This is a genomic window from Methylorubrum sp. B1-46, assembly GCF_021117295.1.
Lineage (GTDB): Bacteria > Pseudomonadota > Alphaproteobacteria > Rhizobiales > Beijerinckiaceae > Methylobacterium.
This window is the reverse complement of the sequence record NZ_CP088247.1, coordinates 127980-145214: the sequence shown is the minus strand read 5'-3', so window position 1 is coordinate 145214 and position 17235 is coordinate 127980. Positions and strand designations below refer to the sequence as shown.

The 17235-nt window shown below is 64.7% G+C and carries 7 protein-coding genes and 9 pseudogenes; 9 read left to right on the top strand and 7 right to left on the bottom strand.

The genetic code is table 11. The features are described 5' to 3' along the window. The first annotated feature begins 5 nt into the window (after positions 1–5). The 4 genes and pseudogenes from LPC10_RS00755 to LPC10_RS00740 all read left to right on the top strand — a co-directional run. Entirely contained in the window at positions 6–548 is a 543-nt protein-coding gene (locus tag LPC10_RS00755; protein ID WP_231345055.1) for a threonyl-trna synthetase, read from the top strand. A gap of 42 nt (positions 549–590) precedes the next feature. Then, a complete protein-coding gene (locus LPC10_RS00750; RefSeq protein ID WP_231345054.1) occupies positions 591–1532 on the top strand; it encodes a cation diffusion facilitator family transporter in 942 nt (313 codons plus the stop codon). Between the two features lie 772 nt (positions 1533–2304). Next, positions 2305–4803, top strand: a complete 2499-nt coding sequence (locus tag LPC10_RS00745; RefSeq protein WP_231345053.1) for a heavy metal translocating P-type ATPase — start codon at positions 2305–2307, stop codon at positions 4801–4803. Between the two features lie 306 nt (positions 4804–5109). After that, a pseudogene (locus LPC10_RS00740) lies at positions 5110–5391 on the top strand (transposase); the annotation flags it as partial. A 261-nt stretch (positions 5392–5652) separates the two neighbouring features. On the opposite strand, the pseudogene LPC10_RS00735 reads toward LPC10_RS00740, so the two are convergent. Then, positions 5653–6524 (bottom strand): annotated as a pseudogene (locus LPC10_RS00735) (IS110 family transposase); the annotation flags it as partial. A 157-nt stretch (positions 6525–6681) separates the two neighbouring features. On the opposite strand from LPC10_RS00735, the pseudogene LPC10_RS00730 reads away from it, so the two are divergent. Further along, positions 6682–6798 (top strand): annotated as a pseudogene (locus LPC10_RS00730) (IS630 family transposase); the annotation flags it as partial. Positions 6799–6849: 51 nt separating this feature from the next. On the opposite strand, the pseudogene LPC10_RS00725 reads toward LPC10_RS00730, so the two are convergent. Then, positions 6850–7089 (bottom strand): annotated as a pseudogene (locus tag LPC10_RS00725) (integrase core domain-containing protein); the annotation flags it as partial. Positions 7090–7292: 203 nt separating this feature from the next. On the opposite strand from LPC10_RS00725, the pseudogene LPC10_RS00720 reads away from it, so the two are divergent. Beyond that, positions 7293–8569: pseudogene (locus LPC10_RS00720) on the top strand (IS110 family transposase). Positions 8570–8807: 238 nt separating this feature from the next. On the opposite strand, the pseudogene LPC10_RS00715 reads toward LPC10_RS00720, so the two are convergent. Next, positions 8808–9464 (bottom strand): annotated as a pseudogene (locus LPC10_RS00715) (leucine zipper domain-containing protein); the annotation flags it as partial. Positions 9465–9551: 87 nt separating this feature from the next. Between LPC10_RS00715 and LPC10_RS00710 the strand changes: the two are divergent. Then, a pseudogene (locus LPC10_RS00710) lies at positions 9552–9716 on the top strand (ISL3 family transposase); the annotation flags it as partial. 802 nt (positions 9717–10518) lie between these two features. On the opposite strand, the gene LPC10_RS00705 reads toward LPC10_RS00710, so the two are convergent. After that, positions 10519–10884: a hypothetical protein gene (locus LPC10_RS00705; protein WP_063987818.1), complete on the bottom strand. Its 366-nt coding sequence runs from the start codon at positions 10882–10884 to the stop codon at positions 10519–10521. A 32-nt stretch (positions 10885–10916) separates the two neighbouring features. After that, positions 10917–11867: pseudogene (locus LPC10_RS00700) on the bottom strand (efflux RND transporter permease subunit); the annotation flags it as partial. 100 nt (positions 11868–11967) lie between these two features. Between LPC10_RS00700 and istA the strand changes: the two are divergent. After that, positions 11968–13467, top strand: a complete 1500-nt coding sequence (gene istA / locus LPC10_RS00695) for an IS21-like element ISMdi7 family transposase (RefSeq protein WP_012778770.1) — start codon at positions 11968–11970, stop codon at positions 13465–13467. Beyond that, positions 13464–14306, top strand: a complete 843-nt coding sequence (gene istB / locus LPC10_RS00690) for an IS21-like element ISMdi7 family helper ATPase IstB (protein ID WP_003596510.1) — start codon at positions 13464–13466, stop codon at positions 14304–14306. The genes istA and istB overlap by 4 nt, the downstream gene beginning before the upstream one ends. A gap of 2 nt (positions 14307–14308) precedes the next feature. Here istB and LPC10_RS00685 read toward each other — a convergent pair whose 3' ends face one another. Both LPC10_RS00685 and LPC10_RS00680 read right to left on the bottom strand, forming a co-directional pair. Next, the gene (locus LPC10_RS00685) at positions 14309–15103 is read right to left on the bottom strand and encodes a cache domain-containing protein (protein ID WP_231345052.1); all 795 of its coding nucleotides are present in this window, start codon (positions 15101–15103) and stop codon (positions 14309–14311) included. Positions 15104–16458: 1355 nt separating this feature from the next. Continuing rightward, positions 16459–17130, bottom strand: a pseudogene (locus LPC10_RS00680) (excinuclease ABC subunit A); the annotation flags it as partial. Between the last annotated feature and the right edge of the window lie 105 nt (positions 17131–17235).

Below are 17235 nucleotides of genomic sequence, written 5' to 3'. Positions count from 1 at the left end.
GATTGTTGAAGTGGCACCTGCGCGTCCTTCACGCGGCGGCCTTAACGGTCGCGCCCGCCATTGCCGCCGATGCGGGCGAAGCACCGTTCGGCTTCGCGTGGGGACCGCTCTCCGAAGTGCCCCGTCCGCTGAAGGTCGATCGTGAGGCGAACCTGACGGCCCTGTACTACCCGCGGGGCTGGCGGCCGGCCACGGGAGCCGGGACGGCCGAGGTCATCCTGGTGATCTGTCGGACCGAGGGTTTGCAACAGGTGGTGTGGGTCGGCGTGCCACTTTCGGGTGACGACCTCGCGAGGGCGCGGCGGGCCATCCACGACGAGGGGGTTCGCCGCTACGGCGAACCCGAGCCCGGACCCACGGCGGATACGGAACTCTGGCGCGACGGGCAGGCGCTGCTGGCAAGCCGCGAGACGGCGGACGGAAGGCGCGAACTGGTCATGACGACGTTCGGTCCCGATTACCCGGCCTGTTCCAGGACCCATCGCGTCGAAGCCGGGCATCCGGCGGGCGCGCACGTGGCCGAACTGATCGGCACCAACCTGCCCTGAGACCTTCGGTCGGAAACATCATCGCAAACCTGGGATCGGCATATGGGACACGGACACGCGCACGGTGGCGGCCATGGACATTCGCATGGCGGCGGCATTCCCTCGGGCTCGGCGGCGGCCCGCAACAAGGGACGCCTCGCCTGGGCGCTCGTGCTGACATTGACCTACATGCTCGCCGAGGTCGTCGGCGGACTGCTCACCGGCAGCCTCGCGCTCCTGGCGGATGCCGCGCACATGGTGACCGATGCGGGCGGCCTCGCCCTGGCGTTGCTCGCCATTCACTACGCGGCCATTGCGCCGACGGCGAGCAAGAGCTTCGGGTACATGCGCTTCGAGATCCTGGCGGCGCTCGCCAACGCCGTCGTGCTGCTCGGGGTCACCGCCTACATCCTCTACGAGGCCTACCGGCGCTTCGTGGAGCCGACCGAGATCCTCGGCTGGCCGATGATGCTGGTGGCGCTGGTCGGACTGGGCGTGAACCTCGCCAGCATGAAGCTGCTGTCGGGCGGCTCTTCCGAGAGCCTGAACGTCAAGGGAGCCTATTTCGAAGTCTTCTCGGACATGCTGGGCTCGGTCGGTGTCATCCTCGCGGCCCTCGTGGTGATGGGCACGGGCTGGACCTGGGTCGATCCTCTCATCGGCGCCGGCATAGGCCTTTTCATCGTACCCCGTACCTGGCGACTGCTGAGCGAAGCCCTGCACATCCTGCTGGAGGGCACGCCTCCCGGCGTGGACCTCGCCACCCTGAAGACCGAGATCGAGGCGATGCCGGGGGTGCGCCGCGCCTATGACCTGCATGCCTGGACGTTGACGTCGGGCTTCGACGCGATGAGCGGGCACGTGGTGGTCGACGACGTCGCGGCAGGCCCAGGGGTGATCCGCGCGGTCCGCGCCCTGATGAAGGAGCGGCACGGCATCGAGCACGTCACCCTCCAGGTCGAGGACGAGGCGCTCGCCACGGAAGCTGCACACCTTTCCGTCTGAGGTGGCGTAGCCATGGTAAGCAAGAAGCTGGCCCGGCAAATCAATGACTGGGGAGCCCAGCCGCGTGGCAGGCGGCGTGCTCGCCTGCACGTCAGAAGGCGGGCGGGCCGCGACCTCGTCAAGGTGCTGGCGCTAGTCTTCCTGCTCCTTGGCTTGCTGGTGCTTCTGGGCCACTTCGCATGACACGGAACCGTCGGGTCCGGGCGGTCTGCAGCGGGATGGAACCGCGCGGTCGCCCTGCCCCTAGCCCTACGGCTTCTCGAAGCGGACCTGGATGTTGTGCCCATGTAGTTTCGTGGACAGCCCAACCTTCGCGCCCGTTGCAAAAGGGGCCTTGAGGTTGGCAACGAGCTTGTTCGGCGCCGCCGGGCTCTAAGTAAGCGTCTCCGTCTTGCTGCCGACCTGGACGAAGACCTTGCCGAGAGGCCAGCCATCTTGGCCAGCTTACCATCCTCGCTAGTCACGAAGAACGTGATGCCGGTATCGGTCGCAACGAACTCGATGAGATAACCATCAGCGACCATCGGCTGGCCGCCGTTCGGGCTGGCGGCGAGGGCTACCGCGGGGGCAGCGGGGCGCAAGGGGAAGTGCATGGCGTTTTCCATTTTTTCGGTTGATTGGAAAGGTCTCAGAAAGCCTCGACGGGCGCACTGGTTGGGAACCAATTGGTGGACCTGCTAGTGGGTTCGCAATCGTAATCATCGCCATCAAGGGCAACATCAAGATTCTGCGCGACGCGCGCCGAAACCAAAAAAAGCGAAAGGAGGTCGTCATGAACGACAAGCTCGAACTCGATATACCCATCCTGCTGCCCGACCTCCCCGATGCAGCCGATGCCTGCCTGGACCGCCTCGTCTCGACGCTCTCGGCGAAGGGTGGTGTCGATCGGGTGCATGTCATCAACGATGCACAGATGCCGGTAAGGCTGTGCATCCATTTCGATGCGGCCAAGCTACCGCTGCCGCGACTGCGCGAGATGGTGCGAGCGGCCGGCGCCGAGATCACCGAGCGCTACGGCCATACCATCTGGCAGGTTTCGGGCATCAACCATGAACGCCGTGCCCGCACAGTCAGCGAGGCGCTATATGCACTTGCTGGCGTAGTGCAGGTCGGTGCCACCCCCGGCGGTACGATCCGCATCGAATACAACCGCGAGCAGACAACGGAAGCCGAGATCCGTGCGACGCTTCGCAAGCTCAAGGTCGGCCTTGGCAAGCGGATCGCGCCCGATGACCATGCTGGCCACGATCATGGCTCGGGCGGGCACGCGGATGGCGAGGAGAAGCATGACCTGGGGGACGGTCACGACCATTCCCATGCGAACTTTCTTGGTCCGAATACCGAGCTGATCTTTGCGCTCGTCTGCGGCGCGATGCTTGGCATCGGCTATCTCATCGATAATCTGGTCACGGGCGCGCCGAAATGGTTGCCGACCGGGAGCTATGTCGCCGCCTACTTCTTCGGCGGCTTCTTCACGTTACGTGAGGCGATCGACAACCTTCGCCTGAAGAAGTTCGAAATCGACACGCTGATGCTGGTAGCGGCGGCCGGTGCGGCGGCGCTGGGAGCGTGGGCCGAGGGCGCGCTGCTGCTGTTTCTGTTCAGCCTCGGCCATGCGCTCGAGCATTACGCGATGGGTCGCGCCAAGCAGGCGATCGAGGCTCTGGCGAAGCTGGCACCCGAGACCGCGACCGTGCGGCGCGACGGACAGACGAGCGAGATCCCGGTCGAGCAGTTGGTGGTCGGCGATGTTGCGATCATACGCCCGAATGAGCGACTCCCCGCCGATGGCTTCGTCATCAAAGGGTCGAGCGCGATCAACCAAGCGCCGGTCACCGGTGAAAGCATTCCTGTCGACAAGGTGCCTGTCGCCGATGCGGTCGCGGCGCGCGCTGAGCCCGATGCGGTCGAGGCGGAAAGCCGAGTTTTCGCCGGCACTATCAACGGCGGGGGCGCAATCGAGATCGAGGTGACGCGCCGCTCGAACGAGAGCGCGCTTGCCAAGGTTGTGAAGATGGTGAGCGAGGCGGAGACACAGAAGTCGCCAACGCAGCGCTTCACTGATCGCTTCGAGCGAGTCTTCGTGCCGGCCATCCTGGTTCTCTCGGTGCTACTGCTGTTCGCATGGATCGTCGTCGACGAGCCGTTCCGCAACAGCTTCTATCGCGCGATGGCAGTCTTGGTGGCGGCGAGCCCGTGTGCGCTTGCGATCGCGACCCCGAGCGCGGTGCTTTCGGGCGTCGCGCGTGCCGCGCGTAGCGGTGTGCTGGTAAAGGGCGGGGCGCCGCTGGAGCATCTTGGCTCGCTCAAGGCAATCGCCTTCGACAAGACGGGGACATTGACCGAAGGACGGCCGCGCATCACCGATGTCGTGCCCGTCGACGGCACGGACGAGGGCGAGTTGCTTGCACTCGCCGTTGCCGTGGAGGATCTAAGTGATCACCCACTTGCACAGGCGATCGTCAAGGATGGCCGCGAACGCTTGCAGGACCGTGCGCTTCCCGTCGCAGCCGACATGAAGAGCTTGACCGGGCGAGGCGTTACCGCCACGGTCGACGGCCATACGGTGTGGATCGGCAAGGCCGAGATGTTCGGGACCGATGGCGTCCCGGCGCTGGGACAGAGGGCGACAGATGCCATCGCCCGTCTGCGCGAGAGCGGCCGCACCACGATGGTGGTCCGCATGGGCGACCGCGACCTGGGTGCAATCGGCTTGATGGACACACCGCGCGAGGCTGCCAAGATTGCGCTTCGTCGCCTGCGCGGGATGGGCGTGTCGCGGATGATTATGATCTCCGGCGACCACCAGAAGGTAGCGGAGGCAATCTCCAACGAAGTCGGCATCGACGAGGCCTGGGGCGATCTGATGCCCGAGGACAAGGTCGCGGCGATCAAGAAGCTGGCCGGCGAGGATAAGGTTGCGATGGTAGGTGATGGCGTCAACGACGCGCCGGCCATGGCGAGCGCCACAGTCGGCATCGCCATGGGCGCGGCGGGCTCCGACGTTGCGCTGGAGACAGCCGATGTCGCTCTGATGGCCGATGATCTGGCCCATCTGCCATTCGCGGTCGGTCTGAGCCGCCATACCCGTAGCATCATCCGGCAGAACGTCTTCGTGAGCCTCGGCGTCGTCGCCTTCCTCGTGCCGGCGACCATCCTGGGCGTGGGAATCGGGCCGGCGGTGGCAGTTCACGAAGGTTCGACGCTCTTGGTCGTCATCAACGCGCTGCGGCTGCTGGCCTACCGTGATCCGGCGAAACTGACAGCATGACGACGGATCGCCACACGTCTGATCGTCGGTGGCGGACCTCCCGCCCGATCCCTACCGCGAGGCGGCTGCGCAACCGCGCCTTTTGGGACGGCTGCATTGCGCTGGTCCGCTTCGACAATCCGGACCAACTGCCACCGCACCACGGCGCCAACAACCAATTACGCCTGGATCTGGGATTGCCCTGTGGCGACAGAGCGGGTTGTAGAAGGCTTCGATGGAGCTGAAGACCGCCGTCCGCGCCTCTGATCCGCCCCCAGCGGACTTTTCTGCCCTTTAGTATGGCTTTCGATCCAGGAGGACGGATTGATGTCGAGGAAGCGACCCAAGCCCGAGGAGATTGTTGCGAAGCTGCGCCAAGCCGACGTGCTGATCGGCCAAGGTACGAGCGTGGCGGAAGCAATCCGAGCGATCGGCGCGAGCGCGGTTACCTACTACCGCTGGCGTCGTGAGTTCGGCGAAATGAAGACGGATCAGGTCCGGCGCATGAAGGACCTGGAGACGGAGAACCAGCGGCTCAGGAAGGCGATTGCAGACCTGATGCTCGACAAGCTCATCCTGCAGGAGGCGGTACGGGGAAACTTCTTCTCTATTCGGGGTTCATCGGTCAACTCCCCTGCGTGCTCATCCCTATCCAGTGCGTGAACGGTCCTGCGGAGTTCTTGCTTCTCTCCGAGGTCGGCGCGTGCCGCCTCATGATGGGATCAGAGGGAGTGGGTGGAGCTATTCTCAAGCCGCGCGCTCGGCAAAACCGGCGCTCGAGTTTCCTCGGTCTCACCCGCTCCCGTCGTCCCCGCAGGGACCTCCTCCACGCCGGAGGAGCTCGATGTTACTTGGTGGCGTCGGTGGACCTCAGGCCGCTGTCGTGGCCGACCAGCGGACGTCCGTCCCGTCGCGCCACATGCGGTGCAACACGATCGCCAGCTTGCGGGCAACGGCCACGAGGGCCTTCTGCATGCCCCGGCGCTTGGCTACGCCCCCCACACCTTCAGCCCTGACCACCGGCCGCGTGAGCCGGTCAGCAGCACGAGCGCGGCCTCGTAGAGCGCGGCGCGCATCATCCGATCCCCGCACTTCGAGATCCGCCCGACCCGCATCGTCTCGCCGGACTGGTAGAGCCGCGGCGTCAGACCGTAATGCGCCCCGACGCACTGCGAACGTCCAAACCGGGCCGGGTTGTCGACGCAGGTGCGGTAGGTCAGCGCCACGACCGGCCCCACTCCGGCCGCGGTCATCAATCGCCGGCAGACTGGGTCGGTGCGAACCTGCTCCAGCAGCATCTTGTGCAGCTTGGCGAGTTGAGTCCGAAGCGCCGCGCGCGCCTCCAGCAGCGGCAGGACCACGGCGGCGACGAAGGGCAGATCGAGCACGAGGTCGCGCACGCGCTGCTCGAAGCCCACCGCCCCGACGACGCCGACCTTGAGGCCGAAGTTGCGCAGCTGGCCGCGCAGGTCGCTCTCGATGTCGTAGGCCTTGCGCTGCAGGAGCTTGCGCGAGGTCAGGAGTAGGCGGCGCTGCTGGCTGGCCGGCGTCTTGACGTGGACCGGCTTGAACAGCCCGACCCGCATCATCTGCGCGATGCCCAGGGTGTTGTTGCGGTCGGTCTTGTTGATGCGCGCCGAGAGGGCGGTGTGCATGTGACGGGTCTCGACGCAGATCGCCGGCAGCTCGACCTCGACCAAGCCGGCGTAGAGCCACGGCGAGAGCGGTCCCGCCTCCAGGCCGAACGTCCTCATCGACACCATGGATCTGGAAAACGCTCTTCGCGAGGCCGATACCGACCGTGGCAAGCTCGGACATGGATGGCTCCTCAGCTTGAGGCGACAACATCCCGACTATGCCCCGAGGCACCGCCAGGAGCAGGAGCCATCCACACCATAAATCGAGCTGGCCTTCGCGAAGCTGAAGGGCCTCATGCGTAGCGCTGCGGCGCGGACCATCCCAGATCTCTGGGAAGCCATACGGCAGAGCCTGGACCGCTTCGTGCCGACGGAGTGACAAGCCTATCTTACTGCTGCGGGCTACGAGGCAGCCTGATCGGATGCCGCTCTAGGTGTGGATGCTCAATAGGTTGTCCTCGGCCAAGCCGAGGCGGCTGATTGGTGTTTTGCCGTTGATGCTGCCGTGCGGGCGCTTCCAGTTGTAGCGGAACAGGAAGGCGGACAGTTCCGCGCCGCGCTGCTCCGAGGTGTCGTCGGCGCGGGCGTAAGCCCATTCGCGCAAGGACGTCTGGACGAAGCGCTCGGCCTTGCCGTTGGATTTCAGCGTGTAGGGCCGGGTACGCTTGTGGCGGATGGTCAGGCGCCGCAACGCCTTGGCGTAGCGTCTGGATTTGAAGGCCGGCCCATAGCACATCGGGAAGATGGCTCGCCGGTTCTGGGGCGGCGCGCGAAGCCACGCTGAGCGCAGCGCGCCGCCCTGGGCGGTCATGGCCGATCAACAGGTCTCTAGAGTGACGGTGTTCGAAGCCTCATTCCGGAGACGGATCGACCATGACCAGACCGCAGCTTACGCCTCCTGCCGGCGTTCTCGTAGCCATCGACGTTGCCAAGGCCCGTAACGAGCTCCTAATCGAGGTGCTCGGCTCCGGCCGACGACGCCGGTTGAGCGTCCTCAACACACGGGCCGAGCACGACCGCCTGATCACACTCCTGTCCGATCTCGGACAACCAGTGACCTGTGGCTTCGAGGCGACCGGCAACTACCACCGCCCGATCGCTTGACGCATGCTCCAGGCCGGCTTTGCCGTGCGCCTGATCTCCTCCGTGGCGCTCGCCCGCACCCGCGAGGCCCTGCACAACGGCTGGGACAAGAACGATCCGAAGGATGCCCAGGTCATGCTGCACATGATCCGCATCGGCGCCTCGCAGGTCTACCAGGCTCCACTCGTCGCCGGGATCAACGACGTGCAGGAACTCTCCAAGACGCACGACGCCGTCTCGCAGGCCAAGACCGAAGTGCTGCACCGGATCCTGAGCCACTACCTGCCGCTGTACTTTCCAGAGATCGACCGTTTCCGGCACAACAGCCGCTCGGACTGGTTCTTCGCCTTCCTCGATCGCTTCCCCACACCGGGAAGCATCACCACCCTGAGCAAGGAAGCCTTCCTCGTTGCGGCCTGGGAGTGGTCGGGCGCAAGGTCGCCAAGGCGCAGGTGCTCGGCGACATCTACGAGACGGTGCGCAGCTCGATCGGGCTGCCGGTGTCGCCGGATGCTCCGGCGGTGAGCTTGTTCCGGCTCGTCATCGGCGAGGCGCGCGGTCTCATCCGGCAACGCGACGCGATCGAGGTCGCGGCCGACACCCTCCTATCGGACAGCGCCGATTACAAGCTGCTGCCCCGCATCCCCGGCATCGGCCCGATCAACGCGCTGACCATCCTGGCTGAGGCCGGCGATCTGCGCCGCTTCAGCCATCACCGCCAGTTCCTGAAGTTCTGCGGGCTCGATCTGGCCACGCCGCAATCCGGCACCTTCCGGGGCCAGACCAAGCTGTCGAAGTACGGCAACGCCCGGCTCCGGCGTACGCTCTGGCTGGCCGGTCAGATCGCCATCCGCCAGCGGGAGAACAGCTTCCGCGACAAGTTCGAGCGCTACATCGCCCGCGACCGGCACAATGCCGACCTGCGGCGCAAGGCGCTGACCGCGATCACCGCCAAGATGGCGCGCGTGGTACAGGCCGTCATCAAGACCGGTGACGACTATCGGCCCTTTGTCGAGGGGCCGGTGCCAGGTGGGAGAACCCCTCTCAGCAGAGCCGTGAGGGCGTGAGAGCCACGACCCTGTAGATGATGCTCGGGTCTCCTGCCTGGATTGGCATCTCGTGTTGAGGACGGTGAGGACCACGGTGCCGCGTGCATCGGCTGGATCCTATGTTCGCTATGGCCGAGAGTTCTTCCGGATCGGCAGGGGCCGCCTGGATCGACGTTGACGAAGTTCACGCCGCGAGCGCATGTTCGCGGACGGAGACCTGTTGCCCGGCCAACCGTCCTTCCTCGCAACGTAGGACGTTGTCGGTCATCACACGCTCGACCGCGATGCCGTGGCGGCGGAAGAAGCGGAGCGCGTTGAAGAGGAAGGCGAGGCAGGAGCCGCGCTGCTCGTCCGGGTGGATCTCGGAATAGGCCAGCCGCGAATGGTCGTCGATGGCCAGATGCAGATACTCCCAGCCGATGCCGCGGCCCGAGCTCTGCCGGGTGCGGTCGCCGGTGATGCGATAGCCCATGCGTTCGAAGCGACCGAGCTTCTTGATGTCGATGTGGATCAACTCGCCCGGCTTGTCGCGCTCGTATCGCTGGACAGGCACAGGCGGTTCGAGGTCGCGCATGCGACTCAGGCCGTACCGGCGCAACACTCGGCTGACGGTGGCCGGCGAGACGGCGAGATCACGGGCGATCTGCGCGCCGGTCAGGCGCTGACGGCGCAAGGTCACGATGGCTTCCTGGGTCGCGACCGGGGTCGGGCGGTGCAGCGTGTGAGGCCGCGAGGAGCGATCCTGCAGCCCGGCGGCTCCTTCGGCCTCGAAGCGGGCGACCTACTTGCCCACCGTTTTGAGGCACACGCCTATCGTCTCAGCCACCGCCTTCGGGCTGAGCCCGCTCTGGGCCAGCCGCACAAGGCGCTCTCGACCGGACGGCATCAAACGCGCATTCTGGTGGATGTTCATCCGTTCTCTCCGGGATCGCTGAAACCTCGCAACTCCAGCGTCCTCGGTTCAGGCCGGATGGACAACCTCCTGAAAGCTCACATCTAGGGAGCGCGCAAGACCCGCCGCAGCGACCGTTTGGCCGAGGCACAGACCGATATCGGCATGGTGCTCGGCGGCGAGCTCAGCGCGCGACTGTCGTAGCGCTTGGCCATGCCGGTCAGCGGCGACACCGTCCTGCGCCCGCCACACCGTCGCGGGATTGTACCGACTTCATACGCAGCTCGCCGCTCACCTCGAACGATAGTACGACAGACCGTCATGGAATGAGGTCAACTGTTTGGCCGCCGCCAACTACGGTAGCGACTTGGCATATACTTCCGCCAGACTGCGTATGATGTTCATAGCCTGACGATTGCGCCTGGAGCCAATGTACAAGAACTGGATCCAGCGATGCGATCAACCATACCCCAAATAGTGACGTTGCCACCCTCGTTGAATACCGTCCCGCCGACCATTCCATGAACTTCGACTCGGGCGCCGGCTTCCACGATGAGGTCGCCGATCACTACTCCGCGCAATATTAGCTCCACGCCGCACTTTACGGTCATACCCTCAGTCGCCATCCCGCGAAATTCGATATTTCGTTCCAAGACGTATGGTCCAATGATCTTGTCGCCGACTATCTCCAAAAATGCCTCCAGCTGCGAATGAAGAATGATTTCGATGAACTATCCTCGTTTGGACCTGACAGGGGGAGAGTGGTTACGGCATCTGGCAAGCCCTTTCGGTGCGCAATAGGATCCTGACCGGTGGCAGTCGAAGTGACGGCCCTGTTTGTCTGTCTTGCGATGGTACGGCTCATCCCCGACTCCGTCCCATGCCCCTTCGAACCAGTGCGAAGAGCTGAGTGGCCGGATGATCCGCCCTGTCACTCAATCCAAACAGTTGCCGAGCAATGGTCGAGCTTCCGCTATCTAATCGGTGCTGAGCTTGGACATCAGGACGGAACGTGAGGTTTCGGCCGTCGGGCAGGCAGCACGGGGCGGTCGCGCACCCTGCCCAATGCCCGATGCTACTGGTTCTCGAAGCGGGCTTGAATGTTGTGCCCGTGCACCTTCGCGGACAGCACGACCTTCGCCCCCGCCGTCAGCGGACCCTTGAGATCGGCCGCGAGCTTGTTTGGCGCCGCCGGTTTCAGGACGAGTGTCTCCGTCTTGCCGCCGACTTGGACGAAGGCCTTGGCCGCGAGGCCGGCCGTCTCGACCGGCTTGCCGTCCTCGCCGGTCACGAAGAACGTGATGCCGGTGTCCGTCGCGACGAACTCGATGGGATGTCCATCGGCGACCGTCGTCTGGCCGCCATTCGGGCCGGCGGCGAGGCAGGGCGACGCGAGCGCGAGGGTGACGGAGAGGATCGTGGATCGGAAACGGAGGCGCATGACGTGTCCTTTCTGGGTCGGTCGGGAAGGTCTCAGAACGCCTCGACGGGCGAACTTCTCGGTGCCTCGGGGGAAACCTCGGGACGGTGACGGGCATCGTCGCGCAGCCGCTCCAGGGGCTTGCGGCCGAAGGTGAGGAACAGCACCGGGGTCAGCACGGTGTCGAGGAGCGTCGCGCTGATCAGGCCGCCGAAGATCGTCACCGCCACGGGATGCAGGATCTCCTTGCCCGGAGCGTCGGCGCCGATGAGCAGCGGCACCAGCGCGACGCCGGCGGACAGCGCGGTCATCAGGACCGGCGCGAGCCGTTCCAGGCTGCCGCGGATGACGAGGTCGCGCCCGAACGGCATGCCCTCGTGAATGGCAAGATTCAGGTAGTGGCTGATCTTGAGGATGCCGTTGCGGGTGGCGATGCCGGTCAGCGTGATGAAGCCGATCATCGAGGCCACCGAAAGAGGTTGCCCGGCGAGCCATAGGGCGGCGACCGAGCCGATCAGCGCCAGCGGGATGCTGCCCAGGATGATCAGCGTGAACACCACCGAACGGTAGCGGCTGTAGAGCAGCGCGAAGACCAGGGCGAGGGAGAGGAGCGAGAGCAGGCCGATGGTCCGGCTCGCTTCGGCCTGGGCCTGGAACGAGCCCTCCAGGCTCGTGGTGTACCCGTTGGGCAGGCTCGCCGCGGCGTCCTTCTCCTGGATGGCCTGGACGATCTTGCCCATGTCGGAACCGGGCTGGGTGTTGGCCTGCACGACGATGCGTCGGCGGGCGTTCTCGCGCAGGATCTGGTTCGGCCCGTCGGTCTCGCGGATGTCGGCGATCTGGCGCGCCGGCACCCAGCCCGATGGAGTCTCGATGAGGAGGTCACCGAGGCGCTGGGTGGTACGCATCGTGTCGGAGAGGCGCATCACCACGTCGAAGCGGCGATACCCGTCCACCACCCGCGAGACCACCTGCCCGTTCGAGAGGCGGCTCAGCTTGTGTAGGGCGGTGACAAAACCATCCACTGGAGCGTCGGCTTTGTGCTGATGCGGGCGGTGTAAAAGCCGGCCAGTGGAGAGGCTTCTCTTTCGAGAGGAGCCGAGGATGTTCGTCGTGGAAGTCTACGCAGCCGTTCGGCAGTTCGTGTTCATCGAGGGCCAGTCCCGGCGTGAGGCGGCTCGGGTCTTCGGGTTGAGCCGAGAGACGATCGCCAAGATGTGTCGGTTCTCGTTGCCGCCGGGCTACACACGCTCGAAGCCGGTCGAGAAGCCGAAGCTCGGGCCTCTTCTGCCAGTGATCGCGGCGATCCTTGAGGCGGACCGGACTGCACCGCTCAAGCAACGCCATACGGCCAAGCGGATCTTCGAGCGCCTACGCGACGAGCACGGCTATGCCGGTGGCTATACCGTGGTGAAGGACCACGTACGGATCTGCCGAGCACGGGGGCAGGAGACTTTCGTGCCGCTCGCCCACCCGCCCGGCCATGCCCAGGTCGATTTTGGCGAGGCGGTCGCCACCATCGCTGGCGTGCGCCGCAAGATCCATTTCTTCTGCATGGATCTGCCGCACTCCGACGCCTGCTTCGTGAAGGCGTATCCGCGGGAGACCACCGAAGCTTTTCTCGACGGGCATGTCGCCGCCTTCGCCTTCTTCGGCGGCGTGCCTCTGTCGATCCTGTACGACAACACCAAAATCGCAGTGGCCAAGATCTGCGGCGACGGACAGCGTGAGCGTACGCGCGCCTTCACCGAGTTGGTGAGCCACTGCCTGTTCCGGGATCGCTTCGGCCGTCCGGGCAGGGGCAACGACAAGGGCAAGGTCGAGGGGCTGGTCAAGTTCGCCCGGTCCCACTTCATGACCCCGGCTCCGGAGGCGGCCTCGTTCGAGGCGCTGAACGCTGACCTGGAGCGCCGCTGCCGAGCTCGGCAGAACGAGTGCGCCGGGCGGCATCCCGAGAGCATCGGAACGCGGCTCATGGCCGATCGAGTGGTTCTGCGAGCCCTGCCGGCGGTGCCGCTGGAGCCGTGCGAGAAGAGGGCCGGGCGCGTCTCGTCGACCGCGCTGGTGCGCTATCGCGGCAACGACTACTCGGTGCCGACCACCTACGGCTTCCGGGACGTGCTGGTGAAGGGCTTCGTCGAGGAAGTCGTGATCCTGTGTGCGGGGGTCGAGATCGCCCGGCACCCGCGCAGCTACGGCAGCGGCGTTTTCGTCGCCGAACCTCTGCACTACCTCGCGCTGATCGAGACCAAGCCGAACGCCCTCGACCAAGCCGCGGCACTCCAGGGCTGGGATCTGCCCGAGGCGTTCCAGCACCTGCGCCACCTTCTGGAGGCGCGCATGGGCAACCGCGGCAAGCGCGAGTTCATCCAGGTGCTGCGCCTGATGGAGGCGATGCCGAAGGACCTCGTGGCCTGGGCCGTCACCGAGGCGATCCGGCTCGGGGCGATTGGCTTCGATGCGGTCAAGTTGATCGCGCTGGCCCGTCTCGAACGGCGGCCGCCTCGGCTCGACTTGTCGGCCTACCCGCATCTGCCCCGGCCTGCGGTGCGCGCGACGATGGCCGCCGACTACACGGTGCTGGTGCCGGAGGTGGCGGCATGAGCGTGAGCGGCGATGAGACGACACCGGGCGTCCTGCTCGCCCATCACCTCAAGCAGTTGAAGTTGCCGACGGTCCTGCGCGAGTACGACAAGGTCGCCCGGGACTGCGCCCGGAGCGGCCTCGACCACCCCCGCTATCTGCTGCGGCTGGTTGAGCTGGAACTGATCGACCGCGAACGGCGCATGGTCGAGCGCCGGATCCGGGCGGCACGCTTCCCGGCGGTGAAGAGCCTCGACACCTTCGACTTCGCCGCCATCCCGAGCCTGAACAAGATGCTCGTGCTGGAGCTGGCGCGCTGCGGCTACGTCCTCGGTCGGGAGAACGTCATCGCGCTCGGCAACTCCGGCACCGGCAAGACGCACATCGCCCTGGCTCTCGGACTGGCAGCCTGCCAGAAGGGCTTCTCGGTCACGTTCACCACGGCGGCCTCGCTGGTCAACCAGCTCATGGAGGCGCGTGACGAGCGCCGCCTGCTCCGGCTTCAGAGGGAGCTGGCCGCGGTGAAGTTGCTGATTGTCGATGAACTCGGCTACGTGCCGCTGTCGCCGACGGGGGCCGAGCTTTTGTTCGAGGTCCTGTCCCAGCGCTACGAGCGCGGCTCGACGGTGGTGACCTCGAACCTTCCGTTCGAGGACTGGACCTCGGTCCTGGGCTCGGAGCGGCTGACCGGTGCGCTGCTGGATCGGCTGACCCATCACGTCAGCATCCTGAGCCTGAACGGAGACAGCTACCGCCTCAGATCCTCCCGCAGCCGGCGGGGCCGCACAGACAGGGCGGAGCAAAACCAGGCCACCCTTGATGACCCTGATCCCGCGACGGGCGAGATCCGGCCAGCCTGACCTCACGATCCGCGACAAACGATGAAGAGGCCCGATCGGGCCCCTTCATCGTTCAGGCTGTCCGCAGTCCGTGGCCTGGTTTTACTCCGCCACGGCGGCCTAAAATTGGTCCGCCCTTTACAGAGTGGGGTTTCCGCGACCGCCCGCGTCACGAGGATTTGTCCGCCGGAAGGGACAGCGGCAGCGTCTCTATCCTCACCCTGCAGGCTCGACGCGAGCAGCATGCCGTCGTCCCGGTAGAGGCTGACGATGGCACCGGGTCCAGCACGGACGCTACGATAGTGCTGCTCGAAATAGGTCAGGGGGACTGGGCAGATGATCAATCCCAGGAAGCTACCGGACGCATTCGCTATGCGGTAGGCGAACGGGATCACCCATTCGCCATTATAGCGGTTGCGAATTGTCTTGCCAATATATCGGTCCAACCGATCGTTCTTCTCCAATGACAGAAAATAATCACGATCAGCTACGCTCTCATTTCGCTGTGATGGCGTCAGAAATGTCCGTGATACGGCGATAATCTTGCCATCCTTGTCAGAGATGAGCAGGCCATGCAGCGGACTCACTGCATGCTCCAGAACCTTTAAATGCTTATAAGTCGCTTCTTGGTCTGCCAGAAGCTTGAGATCTTCCGGCGTGCGCACGCCAGCCGCGCTAATGTAATCAGCGACACTTTTATGTGCGACATCAAGCGCCTGTATCGTGCGCTTGGATTGCGCCGAAATCAGTTCGGCGATGATCCTTCCGCCTTCCTGTGCGCCGTTGAGCTCATTGCGATGCTGCCAGTAGAGGAGCATCGATGCTCCCAGGTTGCTGCTCAGTGAGACAGAAAATGCCAGCAGCACGACGGCCTTTTTCGGACTTATTCCACGGCATAGTCTGCTATCGCCCCCACACAGAACTTTGTACAACCGATAAAACATGACAAATCAGCCCTTACTAATATTCCGCTGGGCAAAATCGCTTTTGATCAACCTATACACACTCAGACAACGGCCGGAATTATTTGCCTGGCGGCAAACTCCACCAATTCCGATCCTCCGCATAAGCATGAGACCTCTCATGATCCATCCATGGGCGCGAGCTTCCATTCTAGGGTGGTCCATTGTCTGGTAACGACGGGTCTGCCTGACGTCGGCGACAGGGACCTGGAGGTGGTGGATCGTGCAGATCCGCATCATGTGCCGGCGATGAGACCAGCGCGGCACCCTCTGGTTCCTGCGGTACCAGCTCATTGCTGCCATCAGCGCTCTGGAGCACACAGGCCGCAGCAAGAAGCGTCGCTAAGCTGCCACCCAGGGGGGCACAAAGAAGAGCGACCCATTCTCCCAATGGCCAGAGCAGGACGATCGTCAGTCCGCCGCCGAGGTACCCGGCAAACACCAGGCCAAGCATGGCGTCGCCTAGAGGCGCATAGGCGCCTCAAGCGGCAGCCCTGCGCACCGGCCGGCGGAGCTGTTCATACTCACGAAACCGAGCCGGGGATGAGGGCTCTCCTGCATCTGAGAGTCCCTCCGCAGGATCAGCGACTGTGTCAGCCATAACCTCCAGTGCTGTCATGCGCCCAAAAACTCCTGTTCCCGCTAGGCGGGAGCTGAAAAAACGGTGCCCGCTACGGCCACATCGTAGAAGTACCGCACGATGAACTCCGTTCAGACTGGATGGTGGCTCACCCTTGTCACCCGCGATGCCAGCAAGGTGCCTGATGGAAGAATGTTCTCCGCCGGGCACCCTTACACGAAACGACAATGGCGATGCGGCGGATCGGCATAGATTCCCACGATACCACGCATAAATGCGAAGACGGTTAACGCCCACGACTGTCCTTAAACCGAGTATTAAATATTTTGGCACAACTCACGATCGGCCGTGCTCCTAGAGACCACACGAAGCTTTCCAACAGATGTTGGATAATAAAACGGACGCCGGAAAACGATCTAGGTGCACGATTTTTTGCAATGCAGTGGAAACTGCAGCGAAGAGTTGAACGGCTCGATCACCGCCCACTGCTCATCCGAGAGCCAGAACAGATCCGCCACCGCCGCCTCCGCGCTGCAAACGGCGGCCTCGAACCACAAAATTACAGACCAAGCAACACCTTGATGCGGTTTTGACCCTAGGCCGCAACGCCTCGAAGGTTCGAAATGGGGCATCAGGGATGCTCCGGTGGCGAGCCTGCGCCTTCGTAGGCACAAAGCTCTTCCCGCTGATACCGTGCCGTGCGGCTCGCCCGCGCCTCGGCCACCACCTCGGGACGGCGGGCGGCAACCACAGCGCCACCCTTGTTTCCAGCGCTAAGCCCCACATCAATGACGTGGTCGGCTCCCGCGACGACGCGCATACCGTGCTCGACCATGACCACCGCATTGCGCGCATCGACCAAGCCGTTGAGCTCGAGCATGAGGCGATCCACGTCGGTCGGGTGCAACCCGGTCGTCGGCTCGTTGAGGACGTGGAGCGTGCCCCCGCGCTGGCCCCGCTGCAGCTCGGTCGCGAGCTTGATGCGCTGGTCCTCGCCACCGGAGAGTTCGGTCGCGGGTTGGCCCAGACGCAGGTAGCCCAGACCGAGATCCCGCAGCACGGAGAGCGACCGTAGCACCGTGGGCTCGTCCGCGAAGGCTTCACAGGCGCGCTCGACGGTGAGCCCAAGCACGTCCGCGACGGTCGCCCCGTCTCAAGTAACCTCCAGCGTTTCCGGCGCGTAGCGGGACCCGTGGCAGGTCGGGCAGGGGGCGTAGACGCTCGGCATCAACATGAGTTCGACACTGACGAAGCCCTCACCCTCGCAGGCCGGGCAGCGGCCCTTGACAACGTTGAAGGTGGAGTGGCGCCTCCAAGCGGCGATGCGGGGCGCCGCTCCGGCCAGCGGACCGCAGCGGGGCCTCGTCGCCCTCAGCCTTGCCGGTTGGATTGGCCTCGCGACCACCTT

What these genes read in the sequence shown, in the direction of transcription:
- LPC10_RS00750 (WP_231345054.1), top strand. Translation starts at nt 591, where the DNA reads ATGGGACACGGACACGCGCACGGTGGCGGCCATGGACATTCGCATGGC.
- LPC10_RS00745 (WP_231345053.1), top strand. Translation starts at nt 2,305, where the DNA reads ATGAACGACAAGCTCGAACTCGATATACCCATCCTGCTGCCCGACCTC.
- LPC10_RS00705 (WP_063987818.1), bottom strand. Translation starts at nt 10,884, where the DNA reads ATGCGCCTCCGTTTCCGATCCACGATCCTCTCCGTCACCCTCGCGCTC.
- istA (WP_012778770.1), top strand. Translation starts at nt 11,968, where the DNA reads ATGTTCGTCGTGGAAGTCTACGCAGCCGTTCGGCAGTTCGTGTTCATC.
- istB (WP_003596510.1), top strand. Translation starts at nt 13,464, where the DNA reads ATGAGCGTGAGCGGCGATGAGACGACACCGGGCGTCCTGCTCGCCCAT.
- LPC10_RS00685 (WP_231345052.1), bottom strand. Translation starts at nt 15,103, where the DNA reads ATGCTCCTCTACTGGCAGCATCGCAATGAGCTCAACGGCGCACAGGAA.